Here is a 20923-nt window from a genome sequence, read left to right as displayed (position 1 = left end):
CGCGGCCCCTCAGGACGGCGAAGCGACGGCCATATTGTCGATCAACCGGGTGCGCCCCAGCCAGGCGGCCGCCAGAATCCGCCCCGGCGCGTCCGCCACGCCGCCCTCGAAGACAGCCAGATCATCGGCGCGGCGGACGGCGACGTAGTCGACATGGCTGAAGCCCGCCCGCAGCAGCGCCTCCCGCGCGTCCTGCTCGATGGCGTCCAGCCGAGTCCCGGATGCGGCCGCCGCCCCGGCCTCGGCGAGCACGCCGTTGAGCTGTCGTGCGACGTCCAGCTCAGCCTCCGACAGGTAGGCGTTGCGTGAAGAGAGGGCGAGGCCGTGCCCGTCCCGCATGGTCGGCGATCCGACGATCAGCGTCGGGATGTCGAGGTCACGGACCAGCCGCCGGACGACCATCAACTGCTGCCAGTCCTTCTCCCCGAACACGGCCACATCGGCCTGGACCTGGTTCAGCAGCTTCGACACAACCAGAGCCACGCCACCGAACATCTGCGGCCGGAACTCGCCTTCCAGTCCTTCGGCCGGGCCGCCGACGCTGATAGTTGTGGTCGCGCCCGCCGGATACATTTCTTCGACCGACGGCGCGAACAGCAGGTCGCAGCCGGCCCCCGCCAGCAATTCAGCGTCGCGTGCCTCCTGCCGGGGATAGGTGCCTAGGTCCTCGTGGGCGGCGAACTGGGTCGGATTGACGAAGACGCTGGCCACGACCCGGTTCGCCCGGCGACCGGCCTCACGCACCAGCGTCAGATGGCCTTCGTGCAGGGCGCCCATGGTCGGCACGAAGCCGACGGTGAACCCTTGCCGACGCCAGTCGCTTACGGTCTGGCGCAGCGCCGCAATGCTGCGGACCACGGGAAGGGCGTCAGTCTCGGCCATGATGAACGGATTAACCTTTCGGCTTAAGCCTGCTTGTGAACCGGGCGGCAAATCTTGCCGTGCCAGTATCGGCTTATGACGCCCAGCCTCATCATTCGTCCAGTCGTGGTCCTCGTGTCGGCCGTCGCCCTGAACGCCTGCGGCATGATCGACAGCGATCCGCATCGTTTCGAGAACCTGGCCAATTCCGTCGCCGCCATCGACGTGGATGGCAAGCGCGCCGGGGCGCCGCCGCCGCGCACCGCCGCGGAGGCCGGCCTGCGTCCGGCGCTGCGGGTCGAGGTCATGGACCCGCACGCGCTCTGGGACGCTCGCGACGGGCTGGACAGCGCCGGCGAACGCGCCGCTTCCCGTCTGGTCGCCGCCGCCGCGCCCGCTGTCGCCGACGCTGTCGTGCAACAGGTGTCCGACCGCATTGACGCGGCCTCGTCCCGCGCCGGCCTGCGTCCCGCGCTTGCACCCTCCCGCCCGACGGCCCCGCGCGCCAGTCGGGGTCTGGTCCAGCTCGGCGCCTATTCCAGCGAGGCCGCCGCCCGTTCCGCCTGGGCCCGTCTGAAGTCCGGCAAGGCCGCCTGGGCGTTGAACGGCCTGTCGCCCGTCTATGAGGGCGTCGAGGTCGGTGGTCGCCGGCTGACCCGGCTCAAGGTCACGGCGCCGGCCGCCGGGGCCGCCGCCGTCTGCGCCGCCGCCGGTATAGACGATCCCTGGTGCAATCGGGTCGCCTGACCCGCGCATCCACAGCCGCCGTCCATCCTGTCGTTGACGTCCGCCCCCGCGGACGCGATTCTGCGAGCCTGCGGTCGCGTGTCTGAGTCGGCGGTCGCCAACGGGGCGTGAACATCCATGGCTGACCCTTCGGTCATCGTCGTCGGCAACGAAAAGGGCGGGGCGGGCAAGTCGACCCTCGCCATCCACATCGTCTGCGGCCTGCTGCACGCGGGCCGGCGCGTGGCCATCATCGATCTGGACCTGCGTCAGCGGTCGATGGCCAAATTCTTCGCCAATCGGGCTGCCTGGATGGCCGGCAATGATCAGGTCCTGCCGATGCCGATCGAGCCCGACATGGGTGACGGCAAGGCGCTGGCCAAGGCCGATGAGCAGGTCCAGCTGGCCCGCTTCCAGACTGCGTTCGCCCAGGCCCGCGCCGAGGCCGACGTCATCCTGATCGACACGCCCGGCGGCGACACCCTGCTGTCGCGCACCGCCCACGGCCTCGCCGACCAGATCGTCACCCCCATGAACGACAGCTTCGTCGATTTCGACCTGTTGGGTCAGATCGACCCGGTCACCCTCGAACTGCTCAAGCCTTCGATCTATTCCGAAAGCGTCTGGGAAGCGCGCAAGCACCGCGCGATCACCGAGGGCCGGCAGGCGACCATCGACTGGATCGTGGTCGTCAACCGCATGGCTGTCGCCGCCGCCCGCAACCGTCAGCGGCTCGAGGAGCGGATGGAGAAGCTGGCCCGTCGGGTCGGCTTCCGCATCGGCCCCGGCCTGCGCGACCGGGTCATCTATCGCGAGCTCTTCCCGTTCGGCCTGACCGTCGCCGACCTGTCCAATGAGGTCCGCCCGGTCGCCGTCTCGCTGGCTCACGTCGCGGCGCGGCAGGAGATGCGCAACCTGATGCTGTCCCTCGGTCTGGACGGCAGCGCCCTGGACGCCCCGCTGGACGCGGCGGCGTGACGTCTTGAGCCTCGTCTGGCTGGCGCTGGCGGCAATCGCCGTCTGGGCGCTGGTGCGGCTTGGCCGTCAGACCGAGCGCCGGGGCCGGGGCCACTGGCGCGTCGCCGCCACCCTGTTCAGCGCGGTGCTGATCGCCGGCGCGGTCCTGTTGGCGGCCCGGGGTACATGGTTGCCCGCCGCCGCCCTCGCCGGGGCCGGGGCCTGGCTGACCCTGTCCTCGCGTCAGCGCGCGCCGGCTCCCCGGACGGAGGCGATGAGCCCGGCCGAGGCCCGCTCGCTCCTCGGCGTCCCGGTCGATGCGACGCCGGAGGAGATCAACACCGCCTGGAAACGGCTTATGGGCCGCGCCCACCCCGACCAGGGCGGCACGGAAGGCCTGGCTTCGCGGCTCAACGCGGCGCGGGACCGGTTGCTGAAGCCTTAGGCAGGGGACTTCTTCGCGACCGCCTTCTTCGCCGGAGCCTTCTTCTTCGCGGCCGGCTTCTTCGCCGCTGCCTTCGGAGCCGCCTTCTTCGCAGCTGGAGCCTTCTTGCCCTTCGGCGCAGCGGCCGCGCGAGCGGCCAGCAGCGGGATGGCCTGTTCCATCGTCAGATCCTCGGGCGCCGTGCCCTTGGGCAGGGTGGCGTTGATCTTGCCCGACTTCACATAAGGCCCGAAGCGCCCGGCCATGACATGCACCGGCTCGCCCGTCTCCGGGTGAGCCCCGAGGTCCTTCAGCGGCGCCGTCGCCGCTCCGCGTCCCGCGAACTTGCCGGCCCGCTTCTCGGCCAGCAGCACGACGGCGCGGTTCAGCCCGATGTCGAACACCTCATCGATGTCGGCGACATTGGCGTAGGTGCCGGCGTGCAGCACGAACGGCCCGTAGCGGCCGAGGCCGGCGGTGATCGGCTTGCCGTCCTCCGGATGGATTCCGACCTCGCGCGGCAGGGCCAGCAGGCGCAGCGCCTGTTCCAGCGCCAGGGTCGCGGGCGACCAGCCCTTGGGCAGGGAAGAGCGCTTCGGCTTCTCCTCGCCGGGAACCGTGGTCTCCACATAGGGGCCGAAGCGGCCGATCTTCAGCGCCACCGGCGCGCCGGTCACGGGATCGACGCCCAGATCGCGGTCGCCGCCGTCCTCGACGCCGGTCGCGGCGCCGAAGCCGCGGGTGTAGCGGCATTCCGGATAGTTGGAGCAGCCGATGAAGGACGACTTCATCTTGAAGCTGGCCTTCAGATGCAGTCGGCCCTGTTTGCACAGGGGGCACAGCCGCGCGTCCGTGCCGTCGCCCGTGTCGGGGAACAGGAAGGGCCCGATCGCCGTGTCCAGCTCATCGATCACGCCCTGACGCGCGGTGACGGCGTCGGTCGCCGGCTTCAGCTGGCTCCAGAAGTCGCGCAGCACGACCTTCCAGTCCAGATCGCCCGCGGAAACCTCGTCCAGCCGGGTCTCCAGTGCGGCGGTGAAGTCGTACTGGACCCACTGGGTGAAGAACTGTTCGAGGAAGGCCGTGACCAGCCGCCCGTTGTCCTCCGGGATGAACCGGTTCTTGTCCATGCGGACATATTCGCGGTCGCGCAGGGTGGTCAGGATCGAGGCGTAGGTCGACGGCCGGCCGATGCCCAGTTCTTCCAGCTTCTTGACCAGGGTCGCTTCCGAGAAGCGCGGCGGCGGCTCGGTGAAATGCTGGTCGGTGCGGATCGCCTCGACCTTGGCCACGGCGCCTTCCTTCAGCGCGGGCAGGCGGGTGGTGTCGTCCTCGTCGTCGACGCCGTCCTTGGGCTTGTCGTCGCGGCCCTCTTCGTAAACCGCGATAAAGCCGTCGAAGGCGACGACCTGGCCGGTGGCGCGCAGACCGGTCTGGCCGTCCGGCGTCTCGACATCGACCGTGGTCCGGTCCAGCCGGGCGGACTCCATCTGGCTGGCGATCATCCGCTTCCAGATCAGCTCATACAGGCGCGACAGATCGCCTTCAAGCCGCAGACTGTCGGGATGACGGGTCAGGTTGGTCGGCCGGATGGCTTCGTGCGCTTCCTGAGCATTCTTGGCCTTGGTCTTGTAATATCGCGGTTGTTCCGGAACGTAGGCCGGACCAAACCGGTCAGAAATGACCTCACGCGCCTGGGCGATGCCCTCGGGGCTGACCGACAGGCCGTCGGTCCGCATATAGGTGATCAGGCCGCCTGTATCGTCGACGCCCTCGTACAGTTTCTGCGCCGCCTGCATGGTCCGCTGGGCGGTGAAGCCGAGCTTGCGTGCCGCCTCCTGCTGCAGGGTCGAGGTGGTGAAGGGCGGCGACGGGCTGCGCTTGACCGGCTTCTTCTCGATCGACCGGATGGTGAAACTGCCGGCCTTGATGGCGTCACGCGCGGCGTTGGCCATGGCCTCGGAGGTGATGTCCAGCCGCTGCACCCGCTTGCCGGCGTGTTTGACCAGCCGGGTGGTGAAGGGCGGGCTGTCGGCGGCCAGATCGGCCTCGACCGACCAGTATTCCTGGGCCCGGAACGCCTCGATCTCCATCTCGCGGTCGACGACGATGCGCAGGGCGACGGACTGCACCCGACCGGCCGAGCGCGCGCCCGGCAGCTTGCGCCACAGCACAGGCGACAGGGTGAAGCCCACCAGATAGTCGAGCGCGCGGCGGGCCAGATAGGCCTCGACCAGCTCCATATCCAGCTGGCGCGGATTGGCCATGGCCTCCAGCACGGCCGACTTGGTGATGGCGTTGAAGGTGACGCGCTCGACGGCGGTGTCCTTGAGCGCCTTCTTCTTCGTCAGGATCTCAAGCACATGCCAGCTGATCGCCTCGCCCTCACGGTCGGGGTCGGTCGCCAGGATGACGCGGTCGGCCTTCTTGGCCGCCTCGGCGATCTCCGACATCCGCTTGGAGGCGCGGGCGTCGACTTCCCAGCTCATGGCGAAATCATCGTCCGGCAGCACCGACCCGTCCTTCGACGGCAGGTCGCGGACGTGGCCGTAGGACGCCAGGACGGTGAAGTCCGGGCCCAGATATTTGTTGATGGTCTTGGCCTTTGCGGGGCTCTCGACGACGACGAGGTTCATGCGGGGAGGGGGCCTTGCGCGGGCTCGGAAAGGGGGCGGAACGTGGTTGGCGCGAGCGCCGCTGTCAATCGGGACTGGAATTCAGGGTGATCGCGCGGCGGCCAGGCCGCCCGGCAGAAGCTCGGCGCGACCCATCAGATGGAGCTCCAGCAGGGCGGCGGCCACCGTCCCGATCGGTAGACCCAGCGCCCGGGCCAATTCGTCGCGCGGCGTCGGCGTGGGCGACAGCAGGGCCGCGACCCGCTCGATCACGGCCGCCTCGATCTCGTCCGGCGCGCCCTCGAACGGATTGTCCGGGGCCGGCTCGCGCAGCGTCCGCAGGGTCGAGAAGGCCCGCTCCACATCCTCCGGGCCCTCGCACAGGATGGCGCCCTGCCGCAGTAGTTCATTCGGGCCCCGCGAGCGCGGATCCAGTGGCGAACCCGGCACGGCGAAGACGTCCCGGCCCTGCTCGCCCGCCAGCCGCGCGGTGATCAGCGAGCCCGACCGTAGCTCGGCCTCCACCACGATCACCCCGCGCGACAGGCCCGAGATGATCCGGTTGCGGCGCGGGAAATCCTTGGCCTGCGCCCGCGCGCCCATGGGGCTCTCCGAGATGACGCAGCCCTGCTCCACGATCTGCGCATAGAGGTCGGCGTTGTCCGGCGGATAGATGTCGTCCACCCCGCCGCCCAGCACCGCCACGGTCCCGGTCGGCAAGGCCCCGGTATGGGCCGAGGCGTCGATGCCGCGCGCCAGTCCCGACACCACGACATGCCCGGCCTCGCCCAACTGTTGCGACAGGCCGCGCGCGATCCGTTGGCCGCCGGCAGAGGCGATTCGCGCGCCGACCACGGCGATGCAGGGGCGCGCCATGAGGCTGGCGTCGCCGAGGGTCCACAGCAGCGGCGGCGGCGGATCGACCGCCGCCAGCATGTCGGGATAGTCCGCGTCGCCCAGAACGATCAGCCGGGCCCCGGCGCGCTCTCCGGCCGCCATCTCGGCGTCGACCCGTTCGACCGGCGGCACGGCGTATCCATGAGCGCCGCCGCGCCGGATCAGGTCGGACAGGCCCTCGAGCGCGCGCTCCGCTGAGCCGAACCGCTCCAGCAACTGTTGAAACGTCACCGGACCGACCTGGTCGGTCCGCGCCAGACGCAGGCGCGCAAAACGCTCTGCGTCCGGAAGGGTCACCCCTTCTTCGCGCCGATCCGGGGTTCGGTCCCCTTCAGGATGCGGGCGATGTTCTCATGATGCCGGATCCAGATCAGCAGCGCCGTCGCCGCCGCCAGCGCGAGAATCGGTCCCGGGGCGGGCAGGCCCATCACGGGCAGGGGAAGCAGGGCGAACAGGGGCGCCATCACCGCTGCGATCAGGGCGGCGAACGAGGACATGCGGAACAGGGCCGCCACGATCAGCCAGGTCGCCCCGGCCATCAGGCCCAGCGGCCAGGCCGCGGCCAGCAGCAGGCCGAAGAAGGTCGCCACCCCCTTGCCGCCCTTGAAACCCAGCCAGACCGGGAACAGGTGGCCGAGGAAGGCCGCGCCGCCGGCGATGGCTGCGATGGCCGGCACGCCGGGGAACAGCGCCTGGGCGATCAGGAAGGCCGCCGCGCCCTTGCCGGCGTCGAGGATCAGGGTCGCGAAGGCCAGGTCCTTGCGTCCCGTCCGCAGGACGTTGGTCGCGCCGATATTGCCCGAGCCGATGCTGCGCACATCCTCGCCCGTCGCCAGACGGGTCAGGATCACCCCGAACGGGATGGAACCCAGCAGGTATCCGCCCGTCGCTGCGAGCGCGAGCGTCCCCAAGGTCGGGCCGACCAGATCCTGCAAGTGATTCGTCCCTCTTAACGTGTGTCGTGGACGATGCGTCCGCCGACGACCGTGAGCAAGACCCTGCCTTGCAGCCGCCGTCCGTCAAAGGGCGAGTTCTTCGACTTGGACTTCAGTGCGTCCGCGTCGATCACCACCGGCGCGCCCGCATCGAACAGGATCAGGTCCGCCGGCGCCCCGGCCTTCAGCACCCCGGCTTCCAGCCCCAGCAGGGTCGCAGGCCCCTGGGTCAGGGGCCGCAGGATATCGAGCAACTCCAGCCCGTCCTCATGATGCAGGGTCAGGGCGGCCGGCAGCAGGGTCTCCAGCCCGACCGCGCCCGGCGTCGCCTCCGCGAACGGCCGGCGCTTGTCCTCGGCCGGGGCCGGGGCGTGGGCGCTGGTGATGGCGTCGATCAGTCCGTCGCGCACCGCCTCGATCAGCGCCTGCCGGTCGCTCTCGGGGCGCAGTGGCGGATCCAGCCGGTAGAAGGTGCGGTAGTCGCCGATGTCGATCTCATTGAAGCACAGGTGGTTGATCGATACCGAGGCGGCGACCTCCAGCCCCTTGGCCCGGGCCCGCGCCAGCGTCTCCAGCGCGCCCTCGGTCGAGACCTGGTCCACGAGGAACCGCGCGCCCGTCTGTTCGACCAGCGCCAGATCGCGCTCCAGCTGGATGCGTTCGGCGATGGCCGGCGCCGAGGCCAGCCCCAGCCGGGTGGCCAGTTCGCCCGAGGTCGCCACCGCGCCCTCGCTCAGCCACGGATCGGCCGGACGGCAGGAAATCAGGGCATTGAAGGCGGCGGCGTAGCTCATCACCCGTTGCAGGGTGCGGGTGTTGGCAATGACCCGGTCCACGTCGGTGAAATACAGGGCCCCCGCCTCGTCCATCAGGCCGAGCTCGGCCATGTGGACGCCGTCGCGGGCCCGGGTCGCCGCGCCCGCCGCCCGGACATTGACCAGCCCAAGCGCCGCGCCGCGCCGCAGGATGAATTCGATCATCGCCGGATCGTCGATGGCCGGGTCGGTGTCGGGCTGGATGACGATGGTGGTCACCCCGCCCGCCGCCGCCGACAGACTGGCCGACTTCAGCGTCTCCTTCGGCTCGGCCCCCGGCTCGCCGGTCTTGACCCGGATGTCGATCAGGCCGGGCGACAGGCACAGGCCAGCGGCGTCGATGACCGTGACTCCGGCCGGCGCGACCGCGCCACCGCCGTGGATCACCTCGGTGATCCGCCCGTCCTCGACCAGCACCGCGCCGGGACCGTCATAGTCCGTGGCCGGGTCCAGAAGCCGGGCGTTAAGGATGGCGATGGCGCTCATGCCGCGTCTCCATCCAGCCTTGCGGAGAGCGCCGCCAGCACCGCCATCCGCGCCGCCACGCCCATCTCCACCTGATCCTGGATCAGCGACACGGTCAGATCGTCGGCTACGTCGGAATCGATCTCGACCCCGCGATTCATCGGCCCCGGGTGCATCACCTTCGCCCCGGCGTTGGCCCATGACAGTTTCTCGCGGTCCAGCCCCCAGAAGCGGAAATACTCGCGGGTCGAGGGGACCAGCGCCCCCTCCATCCGCTCCAGCTGCAGGCGGAGCATCATCACGACATCGCAGCCCTTCAGCCCTTCGCGCATGTCGTGGAAGACCTCGCAGCCCCAGCGGTCGGCGTCGCCCGGCACAAGGGTCGGCGGCCCGATCAGCCGCACCCGCGCGCCCATCATCTGCAGCATCGACACATTCGACCGCGCCACTCGGCTGTGGGCGATGTCGCCGCAGATGGCGACCGTTAGCCCGCCCACATCCCCGAACGCCCGGCGGAGGCTCAACAGGTCCAGCAGGGCCTGGGTCGGATGTTCATGCCGCCCGTCGCCCGCATTGACCACGGCGCAACCGACCTTCTGCGACAGCAGGGCCGCCGCGCCCGAGGCTCCGTGGCGCACCACCAGCACATCCGGCTTCATCGCGTTCAGCGTCGCCGCCGTGTCGATCAGGGTCTCGCCCTTGGCCGTGGACGACGTGCGGGGGCTCAGCGCCGTCACATCTGCCCCCAGTCGCTTGGCCGCGATCTCGAACGAGGCGCTGGTCCGCGTCGAATTCTCGAAAAACAGGTTCATGACCGTGCGCCCGCGCATCAGGTCCAGAGACTTCGACGACTGGCGATTGAAGTCGACGAAGGCGTCGGCCAGATCCAGTAATGGCGGCGTGGTCGCGGCGTTCAGATCGCCCGCCGACAGGAAATGGCTGCGCGGAAACGGCGCCAGCCGCTCGAGAATCAGATCGGTGAGTGCGGCAGGCTGGCTCATCGAGGCCCGCCTATAGGGCCGCTCGCGCCCGAACGGAAGCGGCCCATGTTCACATCCTGTGTTCAGATATAGCCGAACGCGGCCAGCAGGATCGGAATGGTGAAGGCGCTGACCACCGTGGTCAGCGCCACGACCCCGGCCATCAGCGGCGCGTCGCCGCCCATCTGCCGCGCCATGACGTACGACGCCGCCGCCCCCGGCGAGGCGCCTGCCAGCAGCGCCAGCCCCTGCGCCATCCGGTCCCCGCCCAGCACGCCGGTCAGCCAGAACATGCCCATCGGCAGCAGGATCAGCTTGATCACCGTCACGCTCAGCATCAGCACCGGCCGCGACGCCGCATAGCGGAAGCTCAGCCCCGCGCCCGCCGTTATCAGCCCCAGCGCGATCGCGCCGGGCCCCATCAGATCGAACACACCCATCACCAGATCGGGCTTCGGAACCCCCGCCAGATTGAGCGCCGCCCCGATCCCGCAGGCCCAGATGATCGGGTTCCTCAGCAGCGACGACAGCGCCAGTCGCCAGCCGCCGCCCTGACCGGCGCCCCAGCGCGCCAGCACCAGCACGCACACCACATTCAACGCCGGGGCGAGGACCCCGAACGCCACCGCCGCGATGCCGAGACCCGTCGGCCCGAACACCGCCCCCGCGACGGGCAGGAAGACAAAGCCGTTCCAGCGTATCACCCCCTGAAACACGCTGGTGAAGGCCGGGTCGCTGATCTTCAGCGCCGGCTTGGCCAGCACCGTCAGCCCGGCCACGACCATTGCCGCCCCCACGGTCCCGAGCGCCACCGGCCCGGCCGCGCCGCCGGCGAAATCCGCCCGCCACACCGCCGGGATGAGAAAGGCCGGATAGAAGACGAAATAGGTCAGCCGCTCGATGGCCCGCCAGCCGTCGTCATCGAGGAACGTCCGCCACTTCAGCCCCCAGCCGAGGGCGATCATGGCGAAGACCGGCACGACCCCGGTGAGCAGGGCGGTCATATCCTCAGCCGGTCCAGCGCGCCCTGCAGGATCCAGGCGGCGGCGGTGCGGTCGATCACATTGGCGCGCCGCTTGCGGTTCAGGTCCAGTTCCTCGATCAGGAACCGCTCCACCGCGCTGGTCGACAGCCGCTCGTCCTGGAAGGCGCAGGGCACGGCCCGGATGCGCTGGAGATTGCGCGCGAAGGCCCGGCACGACTGCGCCCGCGGCCCCTCGCTGCCGTCCATGTTCAGCGGCAGGCCGATCACCAGTCCGGACGCCTTGCGCCCGTCCATCAGTTTCAGCACCGCATGGGCGTCGTCAGTGAATTTCGTCTTGCGGACCAGCGACAGCGGGCTGGCGATCATCCGCGTCGTGTCGCTGACCGCCACGCCGATGGTCTTCTCGCCCAGATCCAGCCCCAGCCAGGGCGTGCCCGGCGGGGTGGAGGCGGCGAGGTCTTCGAGCGATAGAACTGTCACGGCTTGGCGGTAGGACTGGCGAGCCGCCCTGTCAAAGTGCAAGCTGCGCCGTTGCTGTTGGGAGAATCTCCGATGAAGCCCGTCACCTTCCTCGCCGCCCTGCTCGGACTGACCGCCTGCGACGCCCAGGTCGAGAGCCGCAAGGCCGCTCTGCCGGCCGAACACGCCGCGCCCGCCGCCGCGCCCCTGACCGCCGCCGGGCCCGCCGCCACCGTCCAGCCCGACGCCGAAGAGGGCAATCAGTGGGCCGCCGCCGTGGTCGAGCTGACCGAGTTGACGCGTCAGGGCGACCGCACCGTCAAACTGTTCGGCACCGCCGGCGGCGATCCGGCCATGAACGGCCTCTATACCCACGTCGCCTTCTTCGATTCGCCGGCCGAGGGGTGGCGCATCTTCCGCATCGGCGACTTCCTCGATTATCGCGTCCTGTCCGAGGCGCCCGGCCGCGTCGATCTGGAGATCGACGAAAGCACCATGGACGAGGCGACGGGCAATATCGGCAGCCGTACGCGTCGGGTGATCGTCGGCTGGGCCGTCGCTACCGACGGCTCGGTCCCGGCCACGGTGACGGTCACACCCGCGCGATAGCGGCGAAGCGCGTCAGAATCCTTGTGAAACCGGGGCTGGGCGGCTAATCCCGCCCGTTCTGGTTTCGCATTGGAGGGCCGCATGGCCATCGACGCCGCGACCGTGCGCCGGGTGGCGCACCTCGCCCGCATCAAGACCCCGGAAGACCGGCTGGAGCCGCTCGCCGCGGAGCTGAACGGCATCCTCGCCTGGATTGAACAGCTCAACGAGGTCGACGTCACGGGCGTCGAGCCGATGACGTCCAATGTCGCCCAGCCCATGCGCCTTCGCGACGACGTCGTCACCGACGGGAACAGGGTCGCCGACGTGCTCGGCAACGCCCCGCGTTCCGCCGATGGCTTCTTCGTCGTGCCCAAGGTGGTCGAATAGAATGTCCGACCTGACCAAACTCACCCTCAAGGCCGCCCTCGACGGCCTCAAGGCCCGCGACTTCTCGTCCGAGGAAATCACCCGCGCCTTCGTCGCCAATATCGACGCCGCCAACCCGCGCCTGAATGCCTATGTCGTCCAGACCACGGACAAGGCCCTCGCCATGGCCCGCGCCTCCGACGCCCGGCTGGCGAAAGGGGAGGGCGGCGCTCTCGAAGGCGCGCCGCTGGGCATCAAGGACCTGTTCTGCACCGACGGCGTCCAGACCACGGCCGGCTCCAACATGCTGCGCGGCTTCGTCCCGCCCTATGAATCGACCGTCACCGCCAACCTGTGGCGCGACGGCGCGGTCATGCTGGGCAAGCTCAACATGGACGAGTTCGCCATGGGCTCGTCGAACGAAACCAGCGCCTTCGATCCGGTCGTGAATCCTTGGAAATCAACGACCTCAAACGCTGACCTGACTCCTGGCGGCAGCTCGGGCGGCTCGGCGTCGGCCGTGGCCGGCGATCTCTGCCTGGCCGCCACCGCCTCCGACACCGGCGGCTCGATCCGCCAGCCGGCCGCCTTCACCGGGACCGTCGGGATCAAGCCCACCTACGGCCGCGCCAGCCGTTTCGGCATGGTGGCCTTCGCCAGTTCGCTGGACCAGGCCGGCCCTATCACGAAGACGGTCGAGGACGCCGCCATCCTGCTGCGCTCGATGTGCTCGCACGACCCGAAGGACGCCACCAGCCTCGACGTCGAGACGCCCGACTGGACCCGATCGCTCGGCCAGTCGGTCAAGGGCCTGCGCATCGGCGTGCCGAAGGAATATGTCGTCGACGGCATGCCCGCCGAGATCCAGGCCCTGTGGGACCAGGGCATCGCATGGCTCAAGGCCGCCGGCTGCGAGATCGTTCCGATCAGCCTGCCGCACACCAAATACGCCCTGCCGGCCTATTACATCATCGCCCCGGCCGAGGCCTCGTCCAACCTGGCCCGCTACGACGGCATGCGCTTCGGCCACCGCGCCGAGGGCACGACCTCGCTCGCCGACCTCTATGAGACCAGCCGCGCCGAGGGCTTCGGCAAGGAGGTCCAGCGCCGCCTGACCATCGGCGCCTATGTCCTGTCGGCCGGCTTCTATGACGCCTACTACGTCCGCGCCCTCAAGGTCCGCCGCCGCATCGCCATGGATTTCGACGCCGTCTGGGACAAGGTCGACGCCATTGTGACGCCCTCAACACCCTCTGCCGCCTTCGCGCTGGGCGACAAGCAGATCGATCCGCTGCAGATGTACCTCAACGACATCTTCACCGTCACCGCCAACCTCGCCGGCCTGCCCGGCATCTCGGTGCCCGCCGGCGTCGACAAGGGCGGCCTGCCGCTGGGCCTCCAGGTCATCGGCAAGGCGCTGGACGAGGCGACCGTCTTCCAGGTGGCGAGCGCGCTGGAAGACGCGGCGGGGTTTGTGGCGAAGCCTGAGAAGTGGTGGTGATTGGCTGAGGGAGGGATCACCCTCCGCCGTCGCCCGCCCCGCGCGCGACCGGCCGCCAGTCGCGCACAAACTGCTCCAGCAGCCGCACGGCGAACCCGGCCGAGCCCGCGGGCTTCCAGTCGTTGGGACCGCCATAGGCCATGTTGGCGATGTCCAGATGCGCCCACGGGATGTCGCGGCTGATGAACTCCCCGATGAACCACGCGCCCGTCCCCGCGCCCGCGCCGCCCGCGCCCGAGTTGATGATGTCGGCGATGGTCGACGAGGTGTCCTGCGCATAGCTGGCGTGCAGCGGCAGTCGCCACAACAGTTCGCCGGTGCTCCGTCCCGCTGCGTCCAGCTGCTCCGCCAGGGCGTCGTGCCGGCTGAACAGTCCCGCATAGTCGTCGCCCAGCGCCCCGCCGACGGATCCGGTCAGGGTGGCCACGTCCACCACGACCGCCGGGTTCAGGTTGCGCTCGGTCCAGACCAGGGCGTCGGCCAGGACCAGCCGTCCTTCGGCGTCGGTCGAGACGATCTCGATGGTCTTGCCGTTCATGGCCGTCAGCACATCGCCCGGACGCGTCGCGCCGCCGTCGGGCATGTTTTCCGCCAGGGCCGAGACCGCGACGACGTTCACCGGGGCCCCGGACCGGGCGAGGGCCAGCACCGCGCCGGTGACGGCGGCGGCCCCGGACATGTCCATCTTCATATTGCCCATGCCGGCGCCCGGCTTGATCGAGATCCCGCCGGAGTCAAAGGTGATGCCCTTGCCGACCAGGGCGATCGGGCCGCCCTCGGGCGCCCCCGCGCCGCGATAGCGGATCACCAGCAGCCGGGGCGGACGCTCCGACCCCTGGCCGACGCCCAGCAGGGCGCCCATGCCCAGCCGCTCCATGGCCGGCACGTCCAGAACCTCGATGGTCACGCCGCGAACCCCGGCGAAGGCGGCCCGCGCGCGATCAACGAAGGTCTCGGGATAAACGACATTGGCCGGCTCATTGGCGATGTCGCGCGTCCAGGTCATGGCCTCGACCAGCGCCGCGCCACGCCCTTCGAAGGCGGACCGCGCCGCGCCGGCCGCGTCCGAGACGAAGGTCACGGTCCCGCCCGTCGCCGTCGCCTCCCGCGTCGAGCGGTACAGGTCCGAACGATAGTGGCCGATGCCCATCCCTGTGGCGAAGCCGGCGACGGTCTCCGCCGGCAGACCGCCGGCCAGCACCGTGATCGGCCCGTCGTCGCTCATCAACGCCCGCCCCGCCACGGCGCCGCTCCACTGGGCCTCGCCTGCGTCCGGGGCCGCGCCCAGACCCACCAGCAGAATGCGATCCCAGGCGCCGATGCCCCGAAGCGTCATGGTCTGACGCGCGCGATAGCCGAACTCGGCGGAAGCGGCGGCTCGCTCAACGCCCTGCCGCGTCGCCTCGTCCAGTCCGGCGCCCCGCGTCGCCAGATCCCCCGCCGCGCCCAGCGGCAGCACCAGGGTTCCACCGGCCTCGGGCGCGCTTTCCGCGAAGGTCACCGCGCGTGACGGGGTCGCGGCCGCTTGGGCGGCGCGGGCGTTGGTCTGGGCGGAGGCCGCCTGGGGGGCGGTCATCATGAGAACGCCCGCCAGGACGGCGGCGGATACGACGAGTGAGCGGGGGCGGGTCATGTCGGGAACACTCTCTGATGGGTGGATGAATGCGCGGTGTTCGCCGACTTTGCGATGCGGCGTCCGGCCGGGACAATGCGACCAAGTGCGTCGCGCTGCACATGAACGATCCGCAACAATTCCGCGCCGCGCGCGCCGCTTTGCCCTCCCACCCTGGCTCGACAGCCGCTATGTGAAGTCCATGACCGACACGACCACGACCTCCAAACTCATCCAGGGCCGCACCGGCGCCTGGGAAATCGTCATGGGGCTGGAGATCCACGCCCAGGTGGCGTCGAAGGCCAAGCTGTTCTCGGGGGCCGCTGTCGGCTTCGGCGCGGGCCCCAATGAACAGGTCAGCCTCGTCGACGCCGGCTTCCCCGGCATGCTGCCGACGCTCAACAAATACTGCGTCGAACAGGCCGTCCGCACCGGCCTCGGCCTCAATGCGCAGATCAACAGGCGCAGCCAGTTCGACCGCAAGAACTATTTCTACCCCGACCTGCCGACCGGCTATCAGATCAGCCAGCTCTATTTCCCCATCGTCGGCGAGGGCGTCGTCGAGGTCGAGGCCGAGGACGGTTCCTTCTTCAACGTCGGCATCGAACGCCTGCACCTGGAACAGGACGCGGGCAAGCTGATCCACGACCTGTCGCCGACCGAATCCTACGTCGACCTGAACCGCGCCGGCACGGCCCTGATGGAGATCGTCTCGCGGCCCGACATCCGCTCGCCGGAAGAGGCGGTCGCCTACGTCAAGAAGATCCGCACCATCCTGATCTATCTCGGCACCTGCGACGGCGACATGGAGAAGGGCAATCTGCGCGCCGACGTCAACGTCTCCGTCTGCCGCGAGGGCCAGTACGCCAAATACAAGGCCACAGGCGACTTCAGCCATCTGGGCACGCGCTGCGAGATCAAGAACGTCAACTCGTTCCGCTTCATCTCCCAGGCCATCAACTACGAGGCCCGGCGCCAGATCGAGATCCTCGAGGATGGCGGCAAGATCGACCAGGAGACCCGCCTCTACGACCCGACGGCCGGCGAGACCCGCTCGATGCGGTCCAAGGAAGAGGCGATGGACTATCGCTATTTCCCCGACCCCGACCTGCTTCCGCTCGAGCTGGAGCAGGCCTGGATCGACGACATCAAGGCGAATCTGCCGGAACTGCCCGACGCCAAGCGCCGCCGGCTGATGGCCGACTACGGCCTGTCGCAATACGATGCCGTGGTCCTGATCTCGGAACAGGCCAAGGCCGACTATTTCGAAGCCGCTGCCAAGGGCAGGGATGCGAAGCTGGTGTCCAACTGGGTGACCAATGAGCTGTCGGCCCGTCTCGCCGCCGACCACCTCGACTTCGATCAGAGCCCGGTCCCGGCCGCCCACGTGGCCCAGCTGGTCGAGCTGATCGAGACCAATGTCATCTCGTCCAAGATCGCCAAGGAGGTCTTCGACCACGTCTGGAACGGCGAGGGTTCGCCCGCCGAGGTGGTCGAGAAGCACGGCCTCAAACAGGTCACCGACACCGGCGCGATCGAACAGGCCATCGACGAGATCATCGCCGCCAACCCCGACAAGGCCGCCGGCGTCGCCGAAAAGCCCCAGTCCCTCGGCTGGTTCGTCGGCCAGGTCATGAAGGCCACGGGCGGCAAGGCCAATCCGGCCGCGGTCAACGACATCCTGAAGGCGAAGCTGGGGGTGTAACTGCGACCTTGGGTGAGTAATTGGGGCGGCTCATCTTACCGCTTCCGCTCAACAGACTTGGCTTACAGCCTTGACCAGAAACACCTCCTTGAAGCTGCCAGCGCATACAGCCCGACGTTATGACCCCGTCGGACAGTGCATCTATTGCGGGGCGAAAGATGGTCTCGGCGATGAGCACATCATTCCCCGTTCCCTTGGAGGAAACTGGATTCTCCCAAAAGCCAGTTGTGGGCGATGCAGTGCGGTGACGAGTGCCTTCGAAGGCGAGCTTTCGAGGACGGTCCTTGGCCCTCTTCGAATGCTCTACGATATGCCGACGCGCCGGCAGAAGGACCGCCCGAAACATCTAGAACTAAAGGTGAAATACCCACACAGCACAGATTGGGAGATTGCGTATGTCGACAGGGCAATCTGTCCGTTTCTGATTGGGATGCCGCTCTACCCTTTGCCTGACAGGCTTACCGGACAAACAGCGTCCGCCGAGCGTGGCGACGGATGCAGCCAAATGTGGATCAGGGGCGGTGGCTTCTGGCGTGACCGTGACGCTCACATGGAATGGCTCTGTCAAGCGCTTGGAGCGGTTGAGATTATGCCAACAGCACATATGACCACGAAAGCGGTTTGCCTGACCGTGGCCAAGGTAGCGCATGCTTTCGCTGTTGCTGAACTTGGCCTTGGTGGGTTCGAGCCCTTTCTAAATCCCGTGATCCGGGACCGCGATCTTTCTAACCGGGCAGACTTCATTGGAGGCGGAAGGGGAAATCAACCGGCGAGCATCGATGTTCATGAACTCGCCTTTGATCCAGCAGCGTCGGTTGATCCGTCCATCCTGGCGGTTAGGGTTCGAATACTTGGCGTACTAGAGATGCCAACCTACCATGTAGCCGTCGGCCAAATCAGGGGATGACGGACCTCATATCGGCTGATCGCTATGAGCAGCCATCGGATCCACGACTTCAATTTGTTTCGTCTCGGCGGAGTAGGCCAAAAGGACGACGCGGCCCATTCCACGCGCCGTCTCAAAAGCAGCACGTTCGGCTTGGGCTAGCGTGCCCGCATGCCATCCATCAAGGAAGGCGAAGAAGCTTTCCAGCGCCGTCTCGGTTTCCTCGGGTGACAAGCTGTTCGGGATTAGGAACTTGAACTGCGACTCCTCATCCCGTTTGAACCAAACAGAAAAGACCAGTGAATAAGGCTGGATGGGCGCGACTTTGCCCGGCGTTCCGATCTTGGTGACCGTCACGCGGCTCAAGCGCTCAGCGACCAGCTTGATGCCCTTCTTCAAGGCGACGTAGTGGTCGCGGCCAGCTTCCTCTAGGAAGCCGTCAAAATAGGGCTTGGCGACCCAGACCATAAAAGCCGTGGGCAGCAGCCAGTCCAGTCCTGCCCATACACGGGTTGAGGGCAATCGCTGGAAGGCTAGGTCAAGTCCTTCCGCTGCTACGGCTTCTCGGAATTCCGCGCATACCTCGTCGCTATAGGGGCTGCCCTCATAGGCAAAGACGATATCGGGACTTGGCGAATCCATTCACTAACCTCTAGCGCTAAGTCTATGCGGAGATGGCCGCGATGCAGAGTTGCTCTTCGCACTAACCTCGACCGGATACAGAAGCGGCCGTCAGTGCAGGGTTGCTTATTCAAACAACTCCCCGCTCTCCTCCGCCCCCTCCACAGCTTCCCGCGCCAGCGACCGCGTCACCGGCCTGTGCAGGGCGTCCAGCCGCTCGACGACCTCCGCCGCCGCCGCGGCCGACCGGTCGATCCGGCGCAGCAGATACGGAATGACGTCCTTCTGCGGACGGATGCCACGTTCGGCGAACCGCGCCTCCAGCATGGCCGACAGGACGGCGTCGTCCGGAACCTCCATCGGCACGCTGAGGACCGCGTCCAGCCGCGAACGCAGGTCGGGCAGGGCGGCGTCCCAGCTCGACGGTGCCGAACGCGCGACCAGCAGCAGCGCCCCGCCCGGGGCGTGGACCAGGTTGATCAGGTGGAACAGGGTCTCGTCATCGACCTCCCGCGCCGGGTCCAGCAGCACCGGACGTCCGTCCAGCTCCAGCGGATCGATCAGCGCGGCCTCCGCGCCGTGAATCGCCACCGCCCCGACCCGCTCGGCCCAGATCTGCCCCAGCCGGCTCTTGCCGCAGCCCGCCGGCCCGCAGATCGCCATGACCCCGCCGATCAGATTGGGCCAGTCCGCCAGCGCCTCGACCGCCGCACGGTTACAGTCGGATACGACGAAGCCCTCGGCCCCGTCGGGCAGGTCGCGTTGCAGCGGCAGTCGCATCTGGTCGGCGGGTGAGGGGCGGGCGGTCATTGAGCCCCTCATAGCAGACGCGGACCGGCACGGCTCGTATGCCCGTGGACAAGCTTGCGCGCCTGTGGACGCGCGGACTGTCTTCCGGACCCCGATCTTCCGCGTCTTCCCGACCCCCGATCCTGCCGTCTCGCCCCTCAAGCCGGTCCAGCCCCGGCCCGAACAGGGCCTGCGTCCGTTCCTGACGCACGGTTCCGCTAGCCTCGGTCAATCAGCAGCGCGGGGCAGGGGCGAATGTATCGACAAGACAGCTTTTCGGGATTTTCGGACGGGGCGTGTCTTTTGACCCCTGTCAGGCCCGCAAACCTTGACTTTCCGGGGCGATGATGCGCCCTTCCGGCCTCCCGAATTGCGCCCCTTGCGGCCTGTAATCCAAGACGAACCGACCATGCACGCCTACCGCTCACACACCTGCGGCGCCCTCCGTTTGACCGATGCGGGCTCGAATGTCCGCCTGTCGGGCTGGGTCCACCGCAAGCGCGACCACGGCGGCCTGCTGTTCATCGACCTGCGCGACCACTACGGCCTGACCCAGCTGGTGCTGCACCCGGAGACGCCGGGCTTCGAGGCCGTCGAACGCCTGCGCGCCGAGAGCGTCATCCGCGTCGACGGCGAGGTCGTGGCCCGTGAGGCCTCGGTCGTGAACCCCAACCTGCCGACCGGCGAGATCGAGCTGCGCGTCACCGGCGTCGAGGTCCTGTCGGAAGCCGCCGAACTGCCGCTGCCGGTCTTCGGCGAGCCCGAATACCCTGAGGACATCCGCCTCAAGCACCGCTACCTCGACCTGCGCCGCGAGACCCTGCACAAGAACATCGTCCTGCGCTCGCGTGTGATCTCCTCGATCCGCCAGCGGATGGTTCAGCAGGGCTTCCTCGAGTACCAGACCCCGATCCTGACGGCCTCAAGCCCCGAAGGCGCGCGCGACTTCCTTGTGCCGTCGCGCCTGCATCCCGGCAAATTCTACGCTCTTCCCCAGGCGCCTCAGCAGTTCAAACAGCTGCTGATGGTCTCGGGCTTTGACCGGTATTTCCAGATCGCCCCCTGTTTCCGCGACGAGGACCTGCGCGCCGACCGCTCGCTGGAATTCTACCAGCTCGACGTCGAGATGAGCTTCGTCACCCAGGAAGACGTCTTCGCCGCCATCGAGCCCGTCATGCACGGCGTGTTCGAGGAGTTCGCCGACGGCAAGAAGGTCGACCCCTATCCCTTCGTCCGCATCCCCTACCGGGAGAGCATCAGCCTGTTCGGCACCGACAAGCCGGACTTGCGCAACCCGATCGAGATGAAGGACGTCTCGGACCATTTCCGCGATGGCGGCTTCGGTCTTTTCAACAAGATCCTCGGAGCTGACGCGAAGAACGCCGTCTGGGCCATTCCGGCCCCCACGGGTGGATCGCGCGCCTTCTGCGACCGCATGAACTCCTGGGCCCAGGGCGAGGGCCAGCCGGGCCTCGGCTACATCTTCTGGTCCGAGGACCAGGGCGCCTGGGGCGGTCCGATCGCCAAGAACCTCGGCGCCGAGGCGACCGACGCCCTGATGAAGTCCCTGGCCATGGGCAAGGGCGACGCCGCCTTCTTCGCCGCCGGCGACCCGGCCGTCTTCTACAAATTCGCCGGCAACGCCCGCACCAAACTGGGCCAGGACCTCAACCTGATCTCCGACGACGAGTTCAAATTCTGCTGGATCGTCGACTTCCCGATGTTCGAGTGGA

At 68.4% G+C, this 20923-nt stretch carries 20 protein-coding genes; 9 read left to right on the top strand and 11 right to left on the bottom strand.

The features are described 5' to 3' along the window. Positions 1-9: 9 nt before the first annotated feature. Positions 10-882 (bottom strand): pantoate--beta-alanine ligase, encoded by an 873-nt coding sequence (panC, locus tag B3E43_RS07510; RefSeq protein ID WP_292028068.1) that lies wholly within the window; start codon positions 880-882, stop codon positions 10-12. Positions 883-957: 75 nt separating this feature from the next. Between panC and B3E43_RS07505 the strand changes: the two genes are divergently transcribed. The 3 genes from B3E43_RS07505 (at position 958) to B3E43_RS07495 (ending at position 2989) form a co-directional block, all read left to right on the top strand. Next, complete coding sequence (locus tag B3E43_RS07505) at positions 958-1608, top strand: SPOR domain-containing protein (protein ID WP_292028067.1); 651 nt, start codon at positions 958-960, stop codon at positions 1606-1608. Between the two features lie 117 nt (positions 1609-1725). Continuing rightward, entirely contained in the window at positions 1726-2565 is an 840-nt protein-coding gene (locus B3E43_RS07500; protein ID WP_292028066.1) for a division plane positioning ATPase MipZ, read from the top strand. A 4-nt stretch (positions 2566-2569) separates the two neighbouring features. Beyond that, complete coding sequence (locus B3E43_RS07495) at positions 2570-2989, top strand: molecular chaperone DnaJ (protein ID WP_292028065.1); 420 nt, start codon at positions 2570-2572, stop codon at positions 2987-2989. On the opposite strand, the gene topA is transcribed toward B3E43_RS07495, so the two are convergent. The 7 genes from topA to ruvX all read right to left on the bottom strand — a co-directional run bounded on the left by topA (position 2986) and on the right by ruvX (position 11140). Continuing rightward, entirely contained in the window at positions 2986-5604 is a 2619-nt protein-coding gene (topA, locus tag B3E43_RS07490) for a type I DNA topoisomerase (RefSeq protein WP_292028064.1), read from the bottom strand. The genes B3E43_RS07495 and topA overlap by 4 nt on opposite strands. Positions 5605-5685: 81 nt before the next feature. Beyond that, positions 5686-6777: a DNA-processing protein DprA gene (gene dprA, locus B3E43_RS07485; RefSeq protein ID WP_292028062.1), complete on the bottom strand. Its 1092-nt coding sequence runs from the start codon at positions 6775-6777 to the stop codon at positions 5686-5688. After that, complete coding sequence (plsY, locus tag B3E43_RS07480; protein ID WP_292028060.1) at positions 6774-7415, bottom strand: glycerol-3-phosphate 1-O-acyltransferase PlsY; 642 nt, start codon at positions 7413-7415, stop codon at positions 6774-6776. The genes dprA and plsY overlap by 4 nt, the downstream gene beginning before the upstream one ends. 14 nt (positions 7416-7429) lie before the next feature. After that, on the bottom strand, positions 7430-8716 hold the full coding sequence (gene pyrC / locus B3E43_RS07475; protein WP_292028059.1) for a dihydroorotase: 1287 nt from the start codon (positions 8714-8716) through the stop codon (positions 7430-7432). Continuing rightward, positions 8713-9696 carry an aspartate carbamoyltransferase catalytic subunit gene (locus B3E43_RS07470; RefSeq protein ID WP_292028057.1) on the bottom strand — a complete coding sequence of 328 codons (984 nt, stop codon included), beginning with the start codon at positions 9694-9696 and terminating at the stop codon, positions 8713-8715. Before B3E43_RS07470 ends, pyrC begins: the two co-directional genes overlap by 4 nt. A 62-nt stretch (positions 9697-9758) precedes the next feature. Next, positions 9759-10679 (bottom strand): AEC family transporter, encoded by a 921-nt coding sequence (locus B3E43_RS07465; RefSeq protein WP_292028055.1) that lies wholly within the window; start codon positions 10677-10679, stop codon positions 9759-9761. Further along, on the bottom strand, positions 10676-11140 hold the full coding sequence (gene ruvX, locus B3E43_RS07460; RefSeq protein WP_292028053.1) for a Holliday junction resolvase RuvX: 465 nt from the start codon (positions 11138-11140) through the stop codon (positions 10676-10678). Before ruvX ends, B3E43_RS07465 begins: the two co-directional genes overlap by 4 nt. A gap of 72 nt (positions 11141-11212) precedes the next feature. Here ruvX and B3E43_RS07455 point away from each other — a divergent pair, with 72 nt between their 5' ends. From B3E43_RS07455 to gatA, 3 genes are all read left to right on the top strand, one after another. Further along, the gene (locus tag B3E43_RS07455; RefSeq protein ID WP_292028051.1) at positions 11213-11728 is read left to right on the top strand and encodes a hypothetical protein; all 516 of its coding nucleotides are present in this window, start codon (positions 11213-11215) and stop codon (positions 11726-11728) included. A gap of 81 nt (positions 11729-11809) precedes the next feature. Then, positions 11810-12097 (top strand): Asp-tRNA(Asn)/Glu-tRNA(Gln) amidotransferase subunit GatC, encoded by a 288-nt coding sequence (gene gatC, locus B3E43_RS07450; protein WP_292028049.1) that lies wholly within the window; start codon positions 11810-11812, stop codon positions 12095-12097. Between the two features lies 1 nt (position 12098). Next, positions 12099-13577, top strand: coding sequence for an Asp-tRNA(Asn)/Glu-tRNA(Gln) amidotransferase subunit GatA (gene gatA / locus B3E43_RS07445; RefSeq protein ID WP_292028047.1), 1479 nt, complete (start codon positions 12099-12101; stop codon positions 13575-13577). Between the two features lie 16 nt (positions 13578-13593). Here gatA and B3E43_RS07440 read toward each other — a convergent pair whose 3' ends face one another. Next, positions 13594-15210 (bottom strand): leucyl aminopeptidase, encoded by a 1617-nt coding sequence (locus tag B3E43_RS07440; RefSeq protein WP_292028045.1) that lies wholly within the window; start codon positions 15208-15210, stop codon positions 13594-13596. Between the two features lie 181 nt (positions 15211-15391). Here B3E43_RS07440 and gatB point away from each other — a divergent pair, with 181 nt between their 5' ends. Together gatB and B3E43_RS07430 are read left to right on the top strand one after the other, a co-directional pair. Then, positions 15392-16894, top strand: coding sequence for an Asp-tRNA(Asn)/Glu-tRNA(Gln) amidotransferase subunit GatB (gatB, locus tag B3E43_RS07435; protein ID WP_292028043.1), 1503 nt, complete (start codon positions 15392-15394; stop codon positions 16892-16894). Positions 16895-17192: 298 nt separating this feature from the next. After that, a complete protein-coding gene (locus B3E43_RS07430; RefSeq protein WP_292028041.1) occupies positions 17193-17801 on the top strand; it encodes a hypothetical protein in 609 nt (202 codons plus the stop codon). 6 nt (positions 17802-17807) lie between these two features. Here B3E43_RS07430 and B3E43_RS07425 read toward each other — a convergent pair whose 3' ends face one another. Together B3E43_RS07425 and B3E43_RS07420 are read right to left on the bottom strand one after the other, a co-directional pair. Then, positions 17808-18422: a hypothetical protein gene (locus tag B3E43_RS07425; RefSeq protein WP_292028039.1), complete on the bottom strand. Its 615-nt coding sequence runs from the start codon at positions 18420-18422 to the stop codon at positions 17808-17810. A 105-nt stretch (positions 18423-18527) separates the two neighbouring features. Further along, entirely contained in the window at positions 18528-19211 is a 684-nt protein-coding gene (locus B3E43_RS07420) for a DnaA ATPase domain-containing protein (RefSeq protein ID WP_292028037.1), read from the bottom strand. Between the two features lie 388 nt (positions 19212-19599). On the opposite strand from B3E43_RS07420, the gene aspS reads away from it, so the two are divergent. Next, a partial coding sequence (gene aspS / locus B3E43_RS07415; RefSeq protein ID WP_292028035.1) for an aspartate--tRNA ligase occupies positions 19600-20923 on the top strand: 1324 nt, incomplete at its 3' end.

The organism is Brevundimonas sp. UBA2416, from assembly GCF_002343105.1.
In the GTDB taxonomy this organism is placed as follows: domain Bacteria; phylum Pseudomonadota; class Alphaproteobacteria; order Caulobacterales; family Caulobacteraceae; genus Brevundimonas.
Note: the sequence above shows the minus strand (reverse complement) of the source record. Positions and strands in the feature narration are given on the sequence as shown.